Annotated in this window: 14 protein-coding genes and 1 tRNA gene; 5 read left to right on the plus strand and 10 right to left on the minus strand. The window is 63.5% G+C overall.

Features of this window, described 5'->3' with window-relative positions; all coding sequences use genetic code 11:
• The 3 genes from KF688_00005 to KF688_00015 all read right to left on the minus strand — a co-directional run.
• Nucleotides 1-189: DDE transposase (locus tag KF688_00005; protein ID MBX3424035.1), on the minus strand; the 189-nt coding region annotated here is incomplete at its 3' end.
• 178 nt (nucleotides 190-367) lie between these two features.
• Nucleotides 368-1,444 carry an ATP-binding protein gene (locus KF688_00010; GenBank protein MBX3424036.1) on the minus strand — a complete coding sequence of 359 codons (1,077 nt, stop codon included), beginning with the start codon at nucleotides 1,442-1,444 and terminating at the stop codon, nucleotides 368-370.
• 631 nt (nucleotides 1,445-2,075) lie between these two features.
• The gene (locus KF688_00015) at nucleotides 2,076-2,480 is read right to left on the minus strand and encodes an adenylosuccinate synthetase (protein MBX3424037.1); all 405 of its coding nucleotides are present in this window, start codon (nucleotides 2,478-2,480) and stop codon (nucleotides 2,076-2,078) included.
• 2 nt (nucleotides 2,481-2,482) lie between these two features.
• Here KF688_00015 and KF688_00020 point away from each other — a divergent pair, with 2 nt between their 5' ends.
• Complete coding sequence (locus KF688_00020) at nucleotides 2,483-2,899, plus strand: hypothetical protein (GenBank protein MBX3424038.1); 417 nt, start codon at nucleotides 2,483-2,485, stop codon at nucleotides 2,897-2,899.
• Nucleotides 2,900-3,083: 184 nt separating this feature from the next.
• On the opposite strand, the gene KF688_00025 is transcribed toward KF688_00020, so the two are convergent.
• From KF688_00025 to KF688_00045, 5 genes are all read right to left on the minus strand, one after another.
• Complete coding sequence (locus KF688_00025) at nucleotides 3,084-3,782, minus strand: hypothetical protein (protein MBX3424039.1); 699 nt, start codon at nucleotides 3,780-3,782, stop codon at nucleotides 3,084-3,086.
• A complete protein-coding gene (locus KF688_00030; protein ID MBX3424040.1) occupies nucleotides 3,779-6,676 on the minus strand; it encodes a hypothetical protein in 2,898 nt (965 codons plus the stop codon). The genes KF688_00025 and KF688_00030 overlap by 4 nt, the downstream gene beginning before the upstream one ends.
• 384 nt (nucleotides 6,677-7,060) lie before the next feature.
• On the minus strand, nucleotides 7,061-8,398 hold the full coding sequence (locus KF688_00035; GenBank protein ID MBX3424041.1) for a SpoIID/LytB domain-containing protein: 1,338 nt from the start codon (nucleotides 8,396-8,398) through the stop codon (nucleotides 7,061-7,063).
• 145 nt (nucleotides 8,399-8,543) lie between these two features.
• On the minus strand, nucleotides 8,544-9,470 hold the full coding sequence (locus tag KF688_00040; GenBank protein MBX3424042.1) for a haloacid dehalogenase-like hydrolase: 927 nt from the start codon (nucleotides 9,468-9,470) through the stop codon (nucleotides 8,544-8,546).
• Nucleotides 9,471-9,713: 243 nt separating this feature from the next.
• Nucleotides 9,714-11,258, minus strand: a complete 1,545-nt coding sequence (locus KF688_00045) for an arylsulfatase (GenBank protein ID MBX3424043.1) — start codon at nucleotides 11,256-11,258, stop codon at nucleotides 9,714-9,716.
• A gap of 784 nt (nucleotides 11,259-12,042) precedes the next feature.
• On the opposite strand from KF688_00045, the gene KF688_00050 reads away from it, so the two are divergent.
• Nucleotides 12,043-12,115 (plus strand) — tRNA-Ala (locus tag KF688_00050).
• A 59-nt stretch (nucleotides 12,116-12,174) separates the two neighbouring features.
• Here the strand turns inward: KF688_00050 and KF688_00055 are convergent.
• On the minus strand, nucleotides 12,175-14,001 hold the full coding sequence (locus tag KF688_00055; GenBank protein MBX3424044.1) for a PQQ-dependent sugar dehydrogenase: 1,827 nt from the start codon (nucleotides 13,999-14,001) through the stop codon (nucleotides 12,175-12,177).
• Nucleotides 14,002-15,084: 1,083 nt separating this feature from the next.
• On the opposite strand from KF688_00055, the gene KF688_00060 reads away from it, so the two are divergent.
• Nucleotides 15,085-16,494, plus strand: coding sequence for a hypothetical protein (locus KF688_00060; GenBank protein ID MBX3424045.1), 1,410 nt, complete (start codon nucleotides 15,085-15,087; stop codon nucleotides 16,492-16,494).
• A 201-nt stretch (nucleotides 16,495-16,695) separates the two neighbouring features.
• Here the strand turns inward: KF688_00060 and KF688_00065 are convergent, their stop codons facing one another.
• Nucleotides 16,696-17,487: a hypothetical protein gene (locus KF688_00065; protein ID MBX3424046.1), complete on the minus strand. Its 792-nt coding sequence runs from the start codon at nucleotides 17,485-17,487 to the stop codon at nucleotides 16,696-16,698.
• A gap of 530 nt (nucleotides 17,488-18,017) precedes the next feature.
• Here KF688_00065 and KF688_00070 point away from each other — a divergent pair.
• A complete protein-coding gene (locus KF688_00070) occupies nucleotides 18,018-18,830 on the plus strand; it encodes a hypothetical protein (protein ID MBX3424047.1) in 813 nt (270 codons plus the stop codon).
• Between the two features lie 247 nt (nucleotides 18,831-19,077).
• Entirely contained in the window at nucleotides 19,078-20,514 is a 1,437-nt protein-coding gene (locus tag KF688_00075; GenBank protein ID MBX3424048.1) for a Gfo/Idh/MocA family oxidoreductase, read from the plus strand.
• Nucleotides 20,515-20,651 lie beyond the last annotated feature (137 nt).

Below are 20,651 nucleotides of genomic sequence, written 5' to 3' on the forward strand. Positions count from 1 at the left end.
AGGAATCCCCGGACGACCGCCGTCCGCGTAGTGCGGCCGGCACTCGTCTTCGGCCCAGCGGTCGAACCTTGCCGCCGCGAGCAGCTTGCCCAGCCGCTCGTAGAACGCGTGACCCGGCGCCCTGGCCAGTTCCGCCGTCGCAACGAACAGTTCCTGCTCCCTGTTATCCGGCCGCTTGCCCAACGCCATAATCCCAACTCCTCCTGGGGGCGATCGCTGCAACGACGACCGTTATAACACGGGCGTCAAGCTTGAGTTTTTCAACGGGCGGCTAACGTCCGAAGGTCAGAATTCCAGTTCACGCTGAACCAGGACAGAAGCAAGCGTGTGCCTAAACTGGTGAGAGCGTAGAACGCGACGTTCTCTGCTATTCTTGGGTTTCCGGGTTTGAACGAAGCACATTGACAAGAAAGTCAACTGCATTCTGATTGTAAATACTCGGAGCGGAACCAGGATTACCCGTTTCCTTATACGCATCTTCCTGCTTCTTGTTAGCAAAGCTATAAATAGCATATTCGATGTTGTCTTTCATTCCGTTCTGTCGTATGGCCTCCCAAATCGCGTTTCGCCCAACTGTGGGCAACTGTCTTGCGACATCTTCGGCAACCTGTGTGGCCGTATACGGGTACTGCTTCAATCGCGTCTCATAAATTTTTTGAACGACCTCAACTTTGTTAGCTGGCACAACATCGCCAACGAGTTTCAAGGCCGTCGCTCCATCCTCTTCGACGAATTCGCACTCCCGGATGAATTTGAGTTTTTCTACTAGCTCTTCGTCGAGGACGAACACTTTATTATCGCCCTTTTCGAGAAGTCCCTTCTCTGTGTCCAGAATGGCAGCGTTCTCCGGACCCGCTTTAGCAATCTTCTTCATCAAGTCAAGCCAATGCTCGTTCGTCTGCTCGATGCGTTGATTTATTATCGCCTGGAGTTCAGCGAATTGAATCTTCTGAGAGCGGCCTCCATATCGGAAGTACACCTCCCCGTTCTTTATGACATTGTCTTTGCCTTCGTCCTTTCGAGCAATTACAGGTTTGACAGTTGCTTCGCAAATACGAAAGTATCCGAACGCTTTTCCGTGAGCTTCGACCGTATTCTGCTCCCAACGGATGTCTGACGAAAAAATCTCTAACAAATAGCCGGATATCTTCTCAGGGTCTACTTTTTCGAATTGCTCTAACGCCGAATCGGAAAGGCCCAAAGGAACGCGTGGCTTGTCCTTCACGCCAAATATCAGAACTCCGCCTCGATTGTTGGCAAACGCTGCAAAGTCTTTGAAATAGTCCGCCAGTCCCGCTAGATTGAATTGCTCTTTGAATTCAAGTTCTTGGCCTTCACGATGGTGCAAGTGCCCGGACTCTTTCGTCCGAAGGAATTCAATTATCTGTTCCTCATCATTCATCGCGTTCACCGGTGCACTTGGCGTACTCAGTGCTGAGTCCATGGACCGAAGGGACTCGTAGAGGATTCGACTATTGCAGGCAGAGTAGCTACATCCTTGAAAACGACCTCAACGACATTGCTTGCCGTATACGAGGCCTGGTTGCAGCGAACGAAGGTGTCTGGTCCGCGAGGGCTGCTAGCCCCCTGAGTCGTTCTGGGAGAGCCGGAATTGTATTTGCAGAAGTATGGCTCCGCCCCATTCGCGTCGAATAATTCCCTGGTGCTAACACGCATGATAATCGGGCCGTCTGTTTCGTACCTTTCAAAGTGGCGAGTTCCATAGTCGATAGGTCCGCTGGCCCAACCTGGCCAAAAAAAGACAAAGTCGTTCAATGCACGAATTAGGTCTTCGAAACCCCATCCACCCTGTAAACTGGTATTTCCATCGTAGAGTGGCTGTTGGTCGCGAAGGTCGACCAGACGACCGTCGACGTTCACGGTAATAGTTTGCGGACGCTTAGTTCCTTTCCACTTGCCGTCTCCAGAGGAGTGCAAAAGCTGTGCAGTGCTTCGCATTAGCCGCGTTTCGAGTAATAAATCCAAATTGCGAGGGCTGGTTAAATGGTAAAGATAGGGCCGAGTCGAGTAGAATTGGGTGAGAGTAAATGCCATAGGGATTCCTTTCCAAACACTCACCAACTTCGTCGGTCAATAACGCTTCTGTAATGGAATCTCGTGGAAATCAAGGACACAGGAGCATTTGCGACGCGTTCAACTTCTTCAATGAACCGAAGTGTTTCGGGAGACAACTGGTCAAAACGGCGGGCGTTCTGATTCTTGTCAGAAATGTAATCGACAAAGGTCAATGCTATGTCTGTGGGAGCGTTGAGAAAAACAGACTTCTTGAAAAGTTCCCAGTCGAATTCGCCGATTCTTCGGGTCTTGTTCGTAGTAGAGGTTCGCTCCGTCGTCTTAATCTCCTTTAGGGGAAGACGAGATATAACCGAATCTTGTGGACGGGTATGAGTTGAAGAAGGCGGCGTGCTTGGTTTGAATTGGGTTTGTTGACCACCCCATTCTTCCCAGGAGCACGCCAGCCATGGCCGAGGTTACCCTCGAATCGTTGCCGTTTCCAGGCTCGTCCCGGGACGCGCTCTCGGAGATTCTCAAGCAGGGGGCTCAGCGGATGCTTGGCTGTGCGATCGAAGCGGAGGTCGCGGAGTGGATCGACGGCCGGGCCCGCGTGACGGACGAGCAGGGCCGTCGGCAGGTGGTCCGCAACGGCTACCCTCCCAAACGGACGATCGTCACGGGCTTGGGCGAACTCGTCGTGCGTCAGCCGCGGGTGCACGACCGCCGGACGGACGCCTCGCGGGAGAAGTTCACGTCGCAGATTCTGCCGCCGTACCTGCGGAAGGCGATAGAGCAACCCCTTTTCTGTAAAAGCCACGCGAGGCGATCGCTGGACCGCAGCGACTGTAGCGGAAGCGAAGGCTACGCGTCGCGGATGGCATGAAAGGGGCAGGTCAACACGGTTTCCTATTCGTTGTTCGCTAGGCAATGAAAGGAAACGCGCATGTCCCGCCTGACGCAATCTACCGAACTCGACGCGATAGTCCAACTGCTCGCCGAGCACGGCTTCGACGGCATGGCTCAAGCCATCGAGGCGGCGCATCGACGCGAATGAGGAGCGGCTCTGATCAGGAGCGGCCCGGTCGGCGAGTTTGCGCACTGCGGCAGCGACCGAGGCGCCGCAGGCCCGTCGTCGCGACGACACCTGTCAGAAGCCATGCGTTCGCCTCAGGGACGGCGACTGCGACGAGGGTGAGATCTCCGGGACCGCCGGGGTTGGTGATCTGCTGCTTGAAGGTGACGCCGTTGGTCGTGAAGTGGGGGTCGATCTGCAGGGCGCCGAACGTGCCGACGAGCCCCGTTTGCCATGTGAGAACTTTGAACGTCGTCCCGAGCGGCGGCACGTATCCGCCGTAGGGGAGGACCGACAACGTCGGCCCGCCGATCAGGAACACCGAAGCGCTGTCGTTGACCTGATCATGCCGGCCTGCTCCAAACCCTGGAAGGGGGCCGCCGAGTTCGACCTCCAACACGGCCGTGGCGCCAAACGCCTGATTCGTCCCGCTCGTTATCCCCGGGCTGTTGCCGGGGGCGAACACGCCGTGCACCAGCGTGTGGTCGAACCGACCGCTTCCCGAGACGGTCGCTTGCGCGCCAAATTCCAACGGGGCTTCGATCGTGCCGCTGAGGAGGCCATGGTTGACGACAGTCGCGTCGAGCACGGGGCGCGTCACCGTTTCACCGACCTCGACCACCAACGCCAGCGCCGGAGTCGGCGCGAACGCCGCCAGCATCGCACAACAGGCAGCGAGGAATGCACGCCTCATGACGGGGTCCTCTCCCGGCGGCGCGTGCGAAGGAGCGCAGCCCCCGCGGCGCACATTGCCAAGCCGCCGGCCGCCGGCTCGGGGACGGCGGCGTACGTCGGCCCTGCCGCGGCGATCCCGTAGTTGGCATTCCAGATCGCCAAATCGATCGGGGTCGCAATTCCATCGCCGTCAGCGTCGCCCGAATTGCCGTTCGGCAGGCCGACCGCTCGTTGCCAAGCCAGGAAATCGCCGCCGTCGACCATGCCGTCGCCGTTCATGTCGCCATCCACGGCCACGGCGGTGGCGACAAGGTTCGTCTCGCTCGCTTGCAGCGTAAAGCCGATCCCGCGCTGCATGAACCAAGGGTCGACCTCGATTGCGGCGAACTCGCCGACGATCGATTCCAGCGAATTGAGGATGTTGAACTGTTGGCCGATCTGCGGCAGGTAGCCGCCGAAGGCCTGCAGTGCGAGCGAGGCGCCGGGGGCGATCGTGAACGACCCCGCGTCGTTAACCTGATCATGGTGGCCGGGGCCGTTTCCCGGGGCGGCGCCTCCCAGTTCGATTGCGAGCGTCCCGCCGATCGCCAGATCGGTTCCCGCGACGACCCCCGGGCTGAGCCCCGGGGCGAACGTGCCGTTGAACAGCGTGTTTTGGAAGTCGCCGATTCCCGAGACGGTCCACCCGGCGTCGAACACAATCCGCTCGCTGGGGGCGACGCCGTCGCCGACGACATGGCCGTTGACCTTGACGTTGCCGACGACGTTGCCGCGGCCGACGAGATTCTTGCCCTCGCTGATCAGGAAGTGGAGATCGGTATCGCCGGGCGAAGCGGTTCCGGCGACCAGCGTGCCGCCATTGACGCCATCGCCCAGCGCGGTGAGGGCGCCGAGCACGGCTTCGTTGGCGTCGAAGAGGGTGACCGCGTGGGCGCCCGTGCGCAGCTCGCCTTCGCTGGCGAATCCGACGGTGGAGCTGGCGACGCCCAGATCAAGGTCGCCGCCCAGGGCGACGATGACGCTGCCCAGGCCCGCGGCCACTTTGGCGTCGACGACGCCCGTGCCGCCGAGACTGGACCCGAGGGGAAGCGCGACGCCGTTGGGGGCCGCGAGCGTGGCGCCGCCGTTCAGCACGGTCGCCGAGCCGAGCGTGGCGTAGGCGGCGGAATTGAGCGTCAACTGGCCGGAGACATCCAACACTCCCTGGTGGCGGAAGCCTGAGAGGCTGCCGCCGAAGCCGAGACTGCTGGTCCCCGAGGAGGCGATGACGCTGGTGCTGCTGGCGCCGTTGATGGCGCGGGGGAGCGTGGAGTTGACGACCGTCAACTGGGCGCCGCCGTCAATGACGACGGGCGAGCCCCCCGGCACGACGGCGAAGGGGATCAGCAGCTCGCCTTCGCGCACGTGCGTCGGGCCGGCGCCCAGCGTGCCGGCGATTTCCAGCGTGCCGGGTCCGGTTTTCACGATCCCCGTGCTGGGGTTGGCCGTGCCGGTGACGCGGAGCGTGTCGGCCTGGACGTCGACGCCGCCGGTGTGGGAGATCGTGTCCACTTCGAACAGCCCGGCGCCGATTTTCTTGAGGCGCCCGGGGCCGACCAGAGAGCCGGCAAAGCTACTTGTGGCGAATCCCGCGGTGGCGCCGACGGTGAGCTCGCCGCCGTGGCCCAGGTGGACCTGGCCGCTGCCGCTGAGCTTCTCCACGATCTGGGAGTAGCTATCGGTGTGAAACTGCCCGTTGACGATGAGCTCGGAATCCGTGCGCAGCACATGTGATTTGCCGAGCGTCGCCGTGCCGCCGGGGTTGATGGTGAGGTTCCGCTCGATGAGGGCCTCGATGGTGTGCTGGCTCTGATTGTGCGAACCGGGAACGGAGACGATCGGCGTGCCGTCGAGGACCGCGGAGAACCCGGCGGGGACGGTGGTGGTATTGGCTGAAACGGTCAGGACGCCGGCTCGACCGGACGTTCCTCCGCTGCCCGATCCGCCGATGAGACTGACCGACGGTCCGGCCAAGGATCCCAGCGTCAAGGTCGGATGGCCGAGCAGGGCGATGCGACCGCCGCCGCCGCCAGAGGCTGGACCAGCGGACCCAGTTGCACCGCCGCCTGGAACTTGGAGACTGCCTGTATAGATGAGTCCGTTGCCGGCGTGGAGGAGAATTCCCCCGCCCGCCCCTCCGCCACCGGCGACGCTACCCGTGCCGAAGAAGCCATTCGCGAAGACAGAGCCGATGGTCAGATTGCCGACGGCGCCGATCTCGATGGCTCCGCCGCCGCCGCCGCCGCTGCCGTTGCCGCCGTTGAACGGCGCGTAGACGCCGCCGCCGCTGCCCCCTTCGAGCGTCGTGAGCAGCCCGCCGTAGGGCGCTGCGCCGGGGATCATGGGGATCGATGTCCATGACCCGCTTGCGCCGCCGAACGAGCCGCCCGCGGAAAATCCGGCGAAGGAAACGCCGCCGCCCGGACCATCACCGGGCACGGCATGCGCCGGCGAGGCGCCGAAGGCAAAACCGCCGCTATAACCGCCGGGTCCAGGACGCGTTTCAACGCCGGAGATCTGCGTCGCGTTGAGAGACAATGTCGGCGTGACGACCGCGTTGCCCTTAGACAGCAGGGCGACCGGTCGGTCGCCAACGATCGACACCGTACCGCCCGTGACGTTGATGGCGTCGAACACGAACACGGCAATCGGCGGCCCCGACGGCTGCGGCCAATTGACCCCCGTGAACGACGCGGCGCCCGACATTTGGAGCGTCGACGTGTTGATGGTCAAACTGCCGGATGAGACGTTCAGCGTTCCCAGCGACGTGAACGCATTGGGATCCAGCGGGTCGGCCAGCGCCGGCGCCGCTGACAACAACGCAGCAGCGAGACAAGTCCATCGCAATCGTGTCCATCGCGATAGCGGCTTCATTCCAAGTCCTCCCCCCAGGGCCTCGGTAGACAGATGAGACAAATGTGAATGAATCCGCATCTGGTGTCAATTATTTGACTCAAAACCGCTGACTATTTTCCCCTAAATGGTCGCTCGCTAAGCAGGGGCGCCAGGGTGGACGTCCGAGGCCGCCTGGGAGGCGGTGTGATGGCAAGTCCGGCCAGGAATAAGCGGTTGCCAAGCCCGACGGCCTGGAAAGGCAAGAATACGCCAACAGGCCATCGTGCAAGGAGACTGGCTCGCGGAATTGGATTTGCCCCCGACCATGCCATTGGGCTGCGGTCGCCAGTTCCGGGTTTCTTGAACCGCCGTCGCTGGCGAATTGCGCCCGCGGCGAGCGCGGCTCGGTTCATGTGTCGAGGTCTACTCGTAGCGGCGCTCGAGTTGGGCGCCCGGGTAGTAGTGTTCGAGGATGTCGCGATACCCGAGTCCTTGATGCGCCATCACTGCGGCGCCGATCTGGCACAGCCCCACCCCGTGTCCCCAGCCGGCGCCGGCGAGGAGGAACGCGTCGGGTCGCTCCGGGTTCCCCTCGACGTCGACGACAAAGGCGGAACTGTACAGGTGCGACGTTGAGAGGGCGCGTCGAATCTCCAGCTCCTTGCCGACGACCAACGAGCCCTTGTCGCCCACGAACCGCAATCGTTTGAGCCGTCCGGACGGGCCTCGCTCGACCGGCTCGAGGCGCAGCAGTCGGCCCAGGTCGACCGCCAGTTTCTCTCGGACCAGTCGGCTCGCATCGTCGGCCGTCAGCCGTTCGCGCCAGCGGAAAAAGTTCGTGGTCGCCAGGTCGTAGTCGTTCAGCACGTTTTGCAGGATCGAGCTGTCGGCGCAGTTGCAGTACGATTCCGGCGGGTTGGCGAGGAACGCGCGCAGCGCCGCGTCGTCGACCAAGCACGGAGGGCTGCGGTTCGGGCCGGGAGCGTCGCGCAGCGCCGCCAGATACGGCGGATCCTGGTCTCCCCAGGCGGTCGAGAAGAGGTCGATCACGCCGCCGCAGCTTTTGCTGAAGCGGGCGTCGCAGGCGCGTCCTTCGCAGGCGAGCACTTCGCCGCGGGTCGTGCGGATCGCCTCGACGACTCCCGGCGAGTCGATCCGCGCGGTTCCCTGATATCGTTGACAGTGATCGTCGGCGCAGACGTCGAAATCGCGGTGCGCCTGGCGGTCCGTCCAGCGGATTCGTTCCCCCGGTCGGTCGACGGGAACTTGGTCGTCGGCCTCGCTAGTTGCTCCGCGGGCCTCAAGCTGGGCGAGCAGCCAGCTTCGCGAGATGACCGCATGCGCCTTGATGAACTCGGGCGGCGAGGCGGCCTTCATCTCCGAGCAGACGACCGACGTGACGTAGGTTTCCAGGGCGACGCGATTGACGACCGCGAGTCGATCGTCGGGTTGAGCGAGGATCTTCAACTCCCCCTGAAACGATTGCGTTTCGCGCTGCTGCCAATGAAAGTCGATGCCGATTGTGGCCGCGAGGCTGAACTGGCTGCGGTGGCCGTCGAGCGGCGCCAGGCGCAGCTGGCGCGTCTCTCCGTGCCAGACGCCTTGGCAACGCAGGACGCCGGCGCGGCACTCGACGTCGAGCCGACCCGCGGGGACGACGCGGCCCGAGTCGTCTTGGTACGGTCCGTCGAGGCTGATGCTGGTCCCGGCGCACCGGTCCAACAGGCCGACGCCGATCACGGGTTCGATTGGTGCTGACATCGTCGTCGCATTCGCCCTGCGACCGCCCCAGGGCGAGACGGTCTCACGAACGGATTATGCCATTCGGCGCCCATCGTGTCAGGACGAGCCGGCCTGCGGCTGAACGCATTCGACGAGATTGAACGGCGACGGCAACGGCGCCGCGCTATGGCGCCGGTTCAGAGGGCCAGCGAACGCGTTCGCCAACCGCATGCCTGGCAGCCGATTCGTCCGGGAAGATCGTGTTCCAATCCTGCTTCATGCTGACGACCGTCCAGCCTTGCTTCAGGGCGACGTCGAGCCCCTGGTCGAGCTTGCCGACGCGCGACTCGCGGTCGTACGACCACTCCCGCTCGGCATCGTCGTGACGCACGAACAGGCAGAACCGGGGACCGTCGGCCGCGGCCGTCCACTGAAGCATTTCGAGATCGCCGTCCGAATTGCCGAACGCCATCACCGGGCGCCGGCCAATATGGCGTTGGATGCCGACTGGTTTTCCTTGTTTGTCGTCGTTGAGCACAAGCTGCGGCAGCTTGACGAGCACGGGCGTCCCGTCGCGCAGTTCGAGCTTCAAGCCGCCGGTCGAGCCGACGACCTGCTCGGGGGGAATGCCGTAGACGCGTTCGGTCCACGGTCGCATGAACTCGATTCCCCCGCCGGAAACGATAAAGGTCTTGAAGCCGTTGGCCCGCAGGTAGGCGAGCAGCTCGAGCATGGGTTGATAAACCATGCTGGCGAAGGGCTTGCCGGTTTGCGGGTGTCGGGCCGTGGCGAGCCATTCGCGGACCGTGTGGCTGAACTCGTCCGTGGTCATGCCGGAATGGGTGGCCGCCATCAGGGCCGCAATCCCCGCTTCGCCGCTGGCGGCCGCTCGCTGCATGTCTCCGTCGAGGATCGCGGCGAACGGCTCGGCGTCGCTCCATTCGGGATGGCGAGGCGCGAGGGCCTTCACTCGATCGGCGACGAACAGCAACTGCACGTAGACGGGCTGCTCGGCCCACAGCGTGCCGTCGTTGTCGAACACGGCGATGCGTTCCGGCGCCGGCACGAACTCCGGCGAGTCGCGCCGCGTGACGCGCTCGACGAACGCCATGATCGCCCGCTTGGAATCCGTTTCGTTCCAAGCGGGCAGGGGATCGGCCGCTTGCACCGAAGCGACAAGCAGCAAGGCAAACGTCGAGGCGAGGACACGCGGGGTCTTCACGAGGCGACCTTCATGGCAAGCGAAACGGGGCCAGACGAAACTGCGGAAGAATCGCAAGTCCAACCGGGCCGTCGCGGCGCCGGGGAGACGCAAGGCCCCGTCCGGCACGGCCTTGTCGCGCTTCGCCGGGAGTCAGCGACCGTCGACGGTCATCGACTTGATCTGCTTTTCCAGCGTGGACAGGCTCCAGTCGCCGGGCGCTTGGCTCGGCGGGTACGCTTTCAGGCTCATCAGGAACTGGCTTGCCACGACTTGCATCGGGCCGAGCACGTAGGCCCGGTCGATCATCCAGTCGTGGTAGGTGTTCGAGTTGTGCTGCGACTTCTCGAACGGATCGCGTCGCAGGTTGAACAACAGCGGCAACCGCAGATCGACGAACGGCTCGCGCCAGACGTCGAGCTGATGAGCGCGGTTTTCGTGGTAGACCGCCTTCCAGTCCAGCACGCGGATGGCGATCACTTCGCCCGCGTCATTGACGTAGATGAATCGGTCTCGCGGGGACTGGTCGGTCTTGCCGCCGAGATAATCCAGCAGGTTGCAGCCGTCGAGGTGATTCTTGTAGGAGCGACCGTTGAGCACGGCTCCCTTGAGCAGTCGTTCCTGGACGGTCGGATCGCCGGCGGCGGCGGCGAACGTCGGCAGCCAGTCTTCGTGCGAGACGATTCCGTTGAGCGTGACTCCCTTCTGGAACCGTCCCGGCCAGCGCACGAAGCACGGGACGCGATAGGCGCCTTCCCAGTTCGAGTTCTTTTCGCCGCGGAACGGCGTCGTCCCTGCGTCCGGCCACGTGTTGAAGTGGGGGCCGTTGTCGGTCGAGTACTGGACGATCGTGTCGTCGGCGATTCCCAACTCGTCAATCAGCTTCAACAGTTCGCCGACGTGCATGTCGTGCTCGATCATGCCGTCGGTGTATTCGTCGTTCCCCTTGTGTCGATGCTCGGCTTTGACGTGCGTGCGGAAGTGCATCCGCGTGCCGTTCCACCAGCAGAAGAACGGCTGACCGGCCGCGTGTTGCCGCTTGATGAAATCCTTGGCGGCGGCCAGCGTCTCCTCGTCGATCGTCTCCATCCGTTTCTTGGTCAGCGGCCCGCTGTCCTTGATCGTCTGCCCTCCCTTGCCGTCCGCCTTGCAGTGGAGCACGCCCCGCGGACCGAAGACCTCGCGGAAGGTCTTTCCGTTGGCGAGCATCATGTCGCCCGGATAGTCCTCGTTCTCCGGCTCCTCTTCCGCATTGAGGTGGTAGAGGTTGCCGAGGAACTCGTCGAAGCCGTGCATCGTGGGCAAATGCTCGTCCCGGTCCCCCTGATGGTTCTTGCCGAATTGGCCTGTCGCGTAGCCGAGGCTCTTGAGGACGGTCGCCATGGTGACGTCGGTCTTCTGCCAACCTTCTTTTGCGCCGGGCATGCCGACCTTGGTCATCCCGGTGCGCACCGGCACGCAACCGCCGATGAAGGCCGCGCGCCCCGCCGTGCAACTTTGCTGGGCGTAGTAGTCGGTGAAGGCGACCCCGTCCCGGGCGATCCGGTCGATGTTCGGCGTGCGGTAGCCCATCATGCCGTGGTTGTTGTGGCTGATATTCCAATAGCCGACGTCGTCTCCCCAGATGACCAGGATGTTCGGACGCTTTTGCGGCTGCTGGGCCTCGGCTGCGGTCGTCGCGAACCAGGCGACGATCATAGCGACGAGAAGAAGATGAATAGGCGGACGACGGTGCATATCGACTCCGAGTTCGGAAAAGGAAAGTTAATGAGGATAAGCGACAGCGTGCTGCCGACGTCGGTCGACATTCCGCTCCGCCGATTCTAGGGGATTCATGGCCAATGCCAAGCGTTTTGCCGGCGATGCGCTGCGGGGCGATTTGCTGGTCGGAGCGAGGGGGCATTGCCGGACGCCGCCGGCATTGTTCGGGGAGAATTCCAGGAGAGAAACGGACAGTGACGCGCCTGTCAGGCCCCTGAACCGCGTCCGCCCGCCGGACCCCGAGGTTCCGTCGATCCGCCGCTTGGCGTCTCCTGCGCTCTGGGGAGCAGATCGGCCTTAGCGATGACTGTTCAGTGACTGTTCAGTCGACCTCGCTCGAGTGAAGGTCGTGACGCCAATCGCCAAACTGATGGGCGCAAATGGGATCACGACCCCGCTGAGCGGGCCGTTGCGAGGCCTGTGGCATCCCGTTAGAATCGAGCCCCTGAAGGAAGCAGAATCGACCTCTAGGCTCGGTCGGGGCAACTCCGGCAGTTGCACTGGCACGCAGAGGCGGTCTTGTTCGCCTGCCAAGCGGAACGACCGCGCCGGCGATCGAACGCCCCGAAGTTGATTCGGTTCCCTTCGAGTCTTGCCGCATCAGCGCCGCTCTCAGGCCGAGCGCGGGGTCTGGTCGGCGCGACTCCCGCGAGTGAGAGTCACGGACCGTCGCAAGGGCAGCAAATCGCCTTGCCGACCTCCTTCCCCTCGTCACTCCCTCGGGGCCGTAGCTCAGTTGGGAGAGCGCCTGCTTTGCAAGCAGGAGGTCGTCGGTTCGATCCCGTCCGGCTCCACTTGGCTTTTGACCCGCCGTCGCATGTTCGGTTCCTCTGAGAGCCGCTGGTCATGCGGGTCAGTTCGGCCTTCTTCGCCGGAGCATTGTCGCGGCGAGGAATCCGCCCCACGCGATCAGAGCCGGAGTCGCCGGCTCGGGGACGGCGACGACCGGCGGCGCGGGACTGCCGAACGACTGGCCGTAGCGGGCTTGCCAGAGCTCTCCGTCGAGGCTGTCGACGAGCTCGTCTCGATTGCCGTCGGCCGGCGACTTGGTCCCCAGCGCTGCGAAGTCGCGCTGCCAGAGGAGGAAGTCGCCGCCGTCGACTCTTCGGTCCGCGTTGAAGTCGCCCGGCACGGGGACGGTGTTGGTCGCCAGGTAGACGGTCCCGTTCACCTTTGACGTGACGTACAGCTCGCCGAACGCCCCTTCGCCGAATCGCACGTCGGTGCGCGTCGTGCCGGTCGTGGACTGCAGCATGGCGAGAAAGTTGTCGTAGGTTTGGGGCGGCGTCGCCGGATCGTTGTCGTGATCCAAGGCGATCTGCAGCGAGTGCACTTGGGCCTGCGTCAATTCGCTCGGTTCGTCGCGCGTCGGGTCGTCGGGATCGAGTTGCGTCACCGCCGCCAGCATCTCGTTGAAGTCGGCGTGAAACATGTTGTTGACGGTTCGGCGGCTCAGATCGCCGAAGACGAGTTGGTTATGGAAATTCGGATCGCTGCCGTTTCGGATCACGAATCCGGTGACGATCGAACTGCCGGAGGACACCTCGCTGAACGTTGCGTCGTGGTCGTATTGGGCGACAGGATAGACGTATCCCAGGGTCGCTTCGTCGGCCGGCAACGGGGCGAGCCCCGAGACGTACCCGGCGTCCGGATCCGAATCGGGAAGTTGCCGGTGAATGAACGTGCCTTCGCGCTTCGTCCAGCCGTAGTTGCCGCCCGGGACGACCAGATTGACTTCCTCGACGTTGTTGCGCCCGATGTCGCCGAGCAGGATGTGCGTGGTTCCGGCGTCGTCGCGATTGAACGAGAACGTGTGCGGATTCCGAAATCCGTAGGCGTAGATCTCCGGCAGCACGTTCGGGTCGGCGCTGCCGGCGAACGGATTCGCGGCGGGGATCGAATAGGGATTCGCCCCGTCCGGCAGCGGATCGATTCGCAGCATCTTGCCCAGGGCGTTGTTCAACTGCTGCGGGTCGTCGTTGGGCGAATGCTTGACGTTCGAATCGCCGTGCGTCAAGTACAGCAGGCCGTAGTCCTCGTCGCCGGGGACGGCCCACGTGTTGAACCGCGCTTGCTTGATGGGATGGTCGTACCGCGGCATCCTCACGCGAAACAGTTCGCGAAACGAGGAGGAGGCGACCTGTTGCGTCTGGAAATCGAACGTCCACTCCGACAGAACGCCGTCGGCGTTCACGCCGCTGCCGCTTGTGCTTGCGCCGAGGAAATTGAGTCCTGCGGCGCTAGCCGGGCGATTTTCCAGGTAGGTTGCGTACAGCTTGCCGTGGCCTGGTTGGCCGACGCGGTTGAAATCCGGGTGAAACGCGATCGACTGCAGCCCCTGCTGCCCTGAGCTGCCCGACATGCTTCGTCCGGCGGCGCTCAAGGCCGACGCGAAGTTGAAGAACTGCGTCGCGGTCGCCGTGCCGTCGTTGTTGTCGTCGAGAACGAAGACGTAGCCTTCTTGCGTCGTGACGTACGGCCTGGCGTCGCCCGGCCGCGTGGTCATGGAGATGACGTCGTTGCGCGACGACGGCAAGGTCACGTAGGGCCGCAGCTCGAGGCGAAAGGGGGAGTCCTCGATCAGATCATTGAGCAGGTCCTGAGCCCCGGCGGCTTGCGCAGCGAAGATGCTCAAGAGGAGCGGCAGGGCGGCGCGGCGAAATCGAAGCACTGAGCTCATGCGGCTGGTTCCGGCAAGACAAGGGGGGCGCGCCACGCCGTTGCGGCTACGCGTCGCGCTGGCGGCGGCGAGAGGGCACGTGCGGCTGCGACACTTTTAGCAATTGTGGCAGGCGACGCAACGAGTTGCCAGCACTCGGCCCGCGCAAGTTCAGCCAGTCGGGGGCTCAGACTGCCATCAGGCCCGAGAGCGAATCGGTCAGGAATCGAAAGGCTCGCCTCGGCGTCGGATTCCAGCCCTATGCGTCCCGCGACAAGCGCCAAGCGGGTGCGGCCCTCGACCTTGCTTCGGGGATTCGTGTCGTGAACTCCCTCACGTTCTTGGCGCGACTGGTCGCTCACGCCGGCTGGCGACGATCGGTTCGACGGCATTCCTTCGGCCGCTGCGAGAGGCCGTCGCCTCGAGATGAGCGGAGGTGCGTTCGCCGCCGACTTTGCGTAGATAGCGTATCGTTTTGCGACAAAGCGACTTTCTTATGTTCGTTGTCCTGATTTACGTTAGTGAGCAAGCGGCGCACTTGGTTGATGGCGCGGGCAGTTGGGCCCGCGGATGAGGCTCAATAAGCTCGAGCACACTTGATAAGCTCGAGCCACTTGGGCCCCAAGCGCCGCGAATTCCGTCGCGTGCATGTTGCAGACTGCCCCCTCCGCGCCGTCGGCGGAGACGGTCTCCGACGCCTTGTCGCTTATCTCGTGTTGGCTTTTCGTTGTTGGCGCGTTCGCAATGCGGCGTTGCGTCGCGAATCCGGCTCTGACATCGGCGTTGCATAGGGTTTGCCTGTGCACCCGATCGGGGAGACTGTTCCGATGCGCCCTTTTTGCCTGTGGGGCTGCCGCGGCGCGGTTGCATTCGCAAACGTCGAAGCATCCGTTCCGCGAAGGCGAGAAGGGCGCCTCGGAAGCGTCTTCAGCGCTAGTTGAGCGAGCGACAGTCGGGGCGAATTGCAGGCGGGGGCCCGGCATGGCGGCCCGCCGTCTGGCTGCGGAACTGTCGATCGGGGAGCTTGACGGGCGTGACGACGCAAGAGGAAGACCTTCGGCCGTACTTGTCACCATAGGCATCAAATCGAGAGGGATGAACGCAATGAGGTCGCAGTTGGTCAGATTCGGTCGGTTCGTCGGCGTCATGCCAGGGCTTGCCGCCCTGCTTGCGGCAGCATGTTGCGTCGGGCTGGCTGGCAACGCTCGCGCGGTGCTGCTTGCGTATGAGCCGTTCAATTATGCTCCGGGCGCGATCATCGGCCTCAACGGCGGGACGGGATTCGCCGGTCCGTGGGACGAAGCCCAGGGGGCGTCGTTTTCGTCCGCCGTGCAAAGCGGCAGCCTGTCGTACACCGATCGTTTGGGCAATTCGCTTGTGACCACAGGCGGCATGCTGATCAATACGGGCGTCACGGGGACGAGCACCCCCGGTCGCGATTTTAGCTTCCGCCGCGACGGCCAGTCGTTGGGCGCCACGGCCGGCGCTCCTGTCTTTACTTACTTCTCCTTCCTCGGCGTCCGTCAGGGCGACCTCAACACTCCCAACGGCAGCAAAGAAGACGGAACCTACGGACGAGGCGCCAACGTCTCGCTGTTCGACGGAGGTTGCGTCAGCTGCGGGGCTGGGGATTTAGAACGGCTGAACCTGGGCGAGAACACCTCGAAGCAGGCCCCGCTCACGACCGGTTCGGATTTTCTGGACATCCAGAGAGGGACCCACACGGATCCTTTCCTGACCGGAGGCGTGACGATTGGCGACTGGCAGGCCGGCTACGGCAAATCGAGCGTTGCGGCGCAGACGAACGTCGACTACTGGATGTTTAACGCGCCGCGCATTCATATCGACGTGAACGCGACCCGGAACAACGTGTTCTACACGGACCCTGAAGACGGCGAGATCACCAGGAACGTCGACTGGCAGGAAAGCCCCGACACCGGACGGTTCGGGGAACGTTTCAGCCGGACCCCGTTCGCCGGGGAAACGAGTCTGATGGTCGCCCGCTTTGAGCACTACGGCGCCTCCGGCGACGGCTCGCAATACGGCGTCGAAAAGCCTGACCGGGTCGTGATCTGGATGAACCCGAATCTCAATGCCGAACCCTCCGTCGCCGACGCGGACGTCATTATTGACTTCCAGCAAATCGAAGACCGGGCTCTCGAGATCATCAACGGCGGCGGAATCGTCAACGGCGTCGACCGCGGCTTCTCAGACACGCAACCCAACCCCGACGCTTATGCGCGCGGCTCGGCCTACCGCGAGTTGAGCGACTCCAATACGCTCAGCTTCGACCGGATCCGGCTCTTCGCCGGGAATGTGAGCGGCAATCGAGCATTTGCCGACTGGCTGGTCGACGAACTTCGCGTCGGCACCACCTACGCCGACGTGACGCCGTTCGCGGCGGCCGTTATTACGGCGACGAGCGTGCCCGAACCGGGAGTCCTCGCCCTGGCGGCGCTCGCGGCGACAGGGGGGCTGGCGGTCCGTCGCAAGTCGTCCCGCAGCGACTGCTGAAGGCTTGGGTGACAAGCCCCTTTCTCTCCGGTCGGGCCCGACCGGAGAGAAAGGGAGGTCTTGTTGGACGGCGAGGCGGATCTGGGGGGCTCGGGTCGCCCGGGCGTCGTCGCAGTTTGTTCGCAGACGAACGCGAACGAGCGCCGGTCGAGCGTTCGCTTTGCTCCAGCGATTAGCGCGATTCGCACAAAAGTGCGGGCATCAAGGCGAGCTTCGTCGTCCCGACCGAAGGAGCCAACTGGCCGATGCCGCGAGGCTGGCTAGCGCGGCAAACTGCCACGCCTGGGCTTCGGGAACGGATGTCGGAGTTGAAGCAATGATCGAAACGGTGGCTTCGGACGACCGTGTGAAATCGGTCGGGCCGACTGGCAGGACGGGCATAATCCGTTCGTCAAACGGCGGTTGCGTCGCCGAGTTGTCGGGATCGGTCGTGTGACTAGGGTTGGCGAACAAGTAGGTGAACTCCGTCGGGTCTGCTGCGAACGAAATAGCAAATCCCCCCCAGCCGGGGCGCAAATCGATGGTGCTCAGAGTGAAGGTTGCGTCGACTAGGTCCACCAAGATTGGCGGAGTCGGGTTGTAGTTGAACACCGGGGCCTTCCAAGCCATCTCGCGCAACGTTTGGTCGCTGATGAATGCCCAGGTTTGATCGATCGTGCCGTCGAAGTCGTCGGGAACGTCGTAGTCGGCGGCTTCGCCTAGGTCGTTGAAGTGCTTCGCGGGCCAGACTAGCGGGAGATTCTGCGGGACCCAGAATTCGGCGCCGTGGAGCGGCAACTCGATCCAGGTGTTGATCGTCAGCGTGTTGGCCGTCGTATCGACGACGCCGGTCCAAAGCGGTCCCCCGCCGTATTCGGGATTGATCACCCCGCGATCGTAGTATTCGATCGAGACGAGCCGGGCCCGGGCCGCCGGGACCGACCAGCCGGCCCCCCAATCCCCGAACCAGCCGAATGCGGCCAAGAAGAGTAGCAACGACGAAAAACGGGGCACGTGAGGCTCGCTAAAGCAAGGCCGACGGCCACGGTCCCTGCGGCATAAAGCCGGGAGCCGAGCGGTGCAGCGTGGGTGAGCTCAATCGGCTATTCCACCAAGCGACCGGTCTGGTGTCCAGCGAATTGCCACGTTTTCGGCCAGAAAGCATGAGCCCAAGGTCAGTAGCGGGCAGCGGTACTGCAGGCTGGGGGAGAACTCCCCTGGGGGGTGGAGCGGGGTGCGGGGGAGGGCGAGGGGAATTCTCACAGTTTCGGGCTGGAATTTTGCATGATTCGGGCCTCGTCGAAATATGCCGGTTGTTTGGGAAATTCTCTCAGAAAAGTGTGGTTCAACCGGTTGTGGCGCGGTACGATCAGGCCTGACCTGCGGGGAGCCGGGGGGGGCAGAGCCTGCTTGTCCGCGGCCCGCCGGCCGCAGGTCTCACTTGTCATAGCTCGTCACGACCTGTTGCTGACACCTCTGCTACTGACATCCATCAAGAGTCGACGCAGTTTTCGTCTGAATTGCCTGCGGGAGGGCACTGTCTCATGAATCGCACAACGACGCGTTCTTATCTCTTTGTCTCGCTGAGACGTTTCGCGGCCCTGGCATGGGTCGCCGTGGCAGTTCAGGCTGCCGCGGTTCAAGCCGTGACGATCCCCTACGGCAACTTCTTCGGAGCGACCGTCGACTACCTTGGGGTCGAGGAAATCGTCGATCCGGGCAACGGGCTCTTTGGCGCCCCGACGATCGCCGGCGACGCGCTCGACTTTAATCCCCAGGGCTTTTCGGCCAGCGCAAACGGCGGGTCGACCCGAATCAATGACAGCAACCTTCGCTTTGGCGTCATGGCCAAGACGGGCAACGGCATCAGCGGCCTGTATCTCAGCGAGGCGGGCGACGTGACCCTGACGGGACAAGGTTTCGGTCTCGCCGCCGTCACGACGACCATCTTCGTCGAGATCACCGAGGTCAACGGCAATACCCCCGTTTCGATCAACGTCGGTCCTCCGACCGGGACGTCGATGGCGTTCACGCCTTCTGACGGCGACTACGCACTGGGCGTCGACGACGTGTCGCTTCCAGGCTTCTACCAATCGGGTTGGTTCGGCGATGCGTTCATCGACTTCGGGCCCGCGCTGGCGGCGAACGGGATCACCGGCTTTGTCAGCAAGATCTTTGTCAGCCTCGACAACACCCTCACGGCCGCATCTTCGGCGAATACCTCCTCCTTCATCCAGAAGAAGGACGCCGACGGGTTGATCATCACCATCGAGACCGAGGAGATCCCCGAGCCGAGTTCGATCGTCTCGGCTCTGATCGCTCTGGCCCTCGGCGGGTTTGCGATTCGTCGCAAGTAGCCCTCTCGGCGGCAGTTCGGTTGCGGCAGACGTCAATTTCAAGCGGGGCGACTTCACAGTCGTCCCGCTTTTTTTGCGCCCGCGAGGCGGCGGGCCAATTGATCCGGCGGGGAATCCGGCTTACACCGGTATTGGCGTCGCACCTTGACGCCTGCGCCGTGGGGGGCCAGCATGGCTCCCGTGGGCGTCTCGGAAACTCTTTACGACGGCCCCGCCGTCAGCGTCATTTGGTACGGAGCATCTTGTTATGGGGCAGGCTTTCACACGGCGTCGATTCCTCCAATCCTCGACGGCCGGAGTCGCCAGCGGCGCTTTGCTGGCCGGAACGGCAGGTGCGGCCGACGCTCCCGCCTCGGTCGCCCCCGGCGACGACGCCCCGCAGCCGAAGCAAGACCCGCTGCGGTTCGGTTACATCGGCACGGGAATCCGTTACCACGGGTTGGTCCACGACGGTTGCCAGTTCGGCCCCTGCTTGGCGGTTTGCGACGTCGACGCCGTGCAGCGCGGGCGGGCCCTCGAATCGGCGAATCGCAACAACGGCCGACACGGCCGGGTGATCGTCGACCATTACGAGGACTATCGCGACTTGCTGAAGCGGGACGACGTCGACGTCGTCGTCATCGCCACGCCCGATCACTGGCATACGAAGATCGCGATCGACGCGATGCGCGCCGGCAAGGACGTCTACTGCGAGAAGCCGCTCACGCTCACGATTCGCGAGGGGCAACATCTGCTCAAGGTCGCCGAGGAGACCGGCAAGCTGCTGTTCGTCGGCACGCAACAACGGACCGAGTGCGATCGGTTGTTCCCGCGCGCGGCCGCGATCGTTCGCGACGGTCGCATCGGCGAGGTGCGTCGCGTGACGTGCGCCATCGGCGGCTCCCCCGGAGCCGTGCCGGTGCCTGTCGCCACGCCCCCCAAGCACTTCAACTGGGACATGTGGCTCGGGCAGGCGCCGCTCACGCCGTATCGAGTCATGGACAAGCCTGCCGCGGAGGGCGGCTACGGGTCCGAGTTTCCCTATGGCCGCGGGCACGCTCACTTCCGCTGGTGGTACGAGTATTCGGGCGGCAAGCTCACCGACTGGGGGGCCCACCACGTCGACATCGCCCTGTGGACGCTCGGCAAGAACAGCGGCCCTTACGGCGTGGTCGACGTCGATCCGCTGCGGGTCGAACACCCGGTCAAGCTCGACGAGTGCGGCATGCCGACCCAGGACGATCGGTTCAACACGGCCACGTCGTTCCATGTGCGCTGCACCCTGGCGGACGGCGTCGTGCTGGAAGTTCGCGACGAGGCGTACGACATGGGGTTCGACAACGGCATCATGTTCGAGGGGGACAAGGGGCGGATCTTCGTCAACCGCGGCAAGCTGACCGGCGCCGCGGTCGATGAACTGGCGACCAACCCGCTGCCGGAAGACGCCCTGCGAAAACTGATGGGCAAGGAGCCGCCGGCGTCGCACATGGCCGACTTCGTACAGTGCGTTCGGACCCGCGAAACGCCGGTTTCCGACGCCGCTTCGCACCACCGCACCATTTCGCTGTGCCATGCCGTGAACGTCGCGTTGCGGCTTGGACGCAAGGTCCAGTTCGACACGGCCGCCGAGACCTTCGGCAGCGACGCAGTTGCGAACGCCTTTGTCGATCGACCGCAGCGGTCGGCCTACGCGATTCAGTCGTGAGCCGAAAGCGAGCCTGGCGGGCCGCAGGCCTGCCGGCGCCGGTGAGCGATTGAGAATCGCACGAGAGCAGCCGTCGGGACGGCTCGCCTAGAGCGGGATGAACGTCCGGACCGGACCCGTGCAGCGTTACGACTGCT

Source organism: Pirellulales bacterium, from assembly GCA_019636345.1.
In the GTDB taxonomy this organism is placed as follows: domain Bacteria; phylum Planctomycetota; class Planctomycetia; order Pirellulales; family Lacipirellulaceae.

Excerpts from the sequence above, each read along its gene's own strand:
- KF688_00010 (MBX3424036.1), bottom strand. The coding sequence starts at position 1,444 with ATGGACTCAGCACTGAGTACGCCAAGTGCACCGGTGAACGCGATGAAT.
- KF688_00020 (MBX3424038.1), top strand. The coding sequence starts at position 2,483 with ATGGCCGAGGTTACCCTCGAATCGTTGCCGTTTCCAGGCTCGTCCCGG.
- KF688_00025 (MBX3424039.1), bottom strand. The coding sequence starts at position 3,782 with ATGAGGCGTGCATTCCTCGCTGCCTGTTGTGCGATGCTGGCGGCGTTC.
- KF688_00030 (MBX3424040.1), bottom strand. The coding sequence starts at position 6,676 with ATGAAGCCGCTATCGCGATGGACACGATTGCGATGGACTTGTCTCGCT.
- KF688_00035 (MBX3424041.1), bottom strand. The coding sequence starts at position 8,398 with ATGTCAGCACCAATCGAACCCGTGATCGGCGTCGGCCTGTTGGACCGG.
- KF688_00040 (MBX3424042.1), bottom strand. The coding sequence starts at position 9,470 with ATGGCGTTCGTCGAGCGCGTCACGCGGCGCGACTCGCCGGAGTTCGTG.
- KF688_00045 (MBX3424043.1), bottom strand. The coding sequence starts at position 11,258 with ATGATCGTCGCCTGGTTCGCGACGACCGCAGCCGAGGCCCAGCAGCCG.
- KF688_00055 (MBX3424044.1), bottom strand. The coding sequence starts at position 14,001 with ATGAGCTCAGTGCTTCGATTTCGCCGCGCCGCCCTGCCGCTCCTCTTG.
- KF688_00060 (MBX3424045.1), top strand. The coding sequence starts at position 15,085 with ATGAGGTCGCAGTTGGTCAGATTCGGTCGGTTCGTCGGCGTCATGCCA.
- KF688_00070 (MBX3424047.1), top strand. The coding sequence starts at position 18,018 with ATGAATCGCACAACGACGCGTTCTTATCTCTTTGTCTCGCTGAGACGT.
- KF688_00075 (MBX3424048.1), top strand. The coding sequence starts at position 19,078 with ATGGGGCAGGCTTTCACACGGCGTCGATTCCTCCAATCCTCGACGGCC.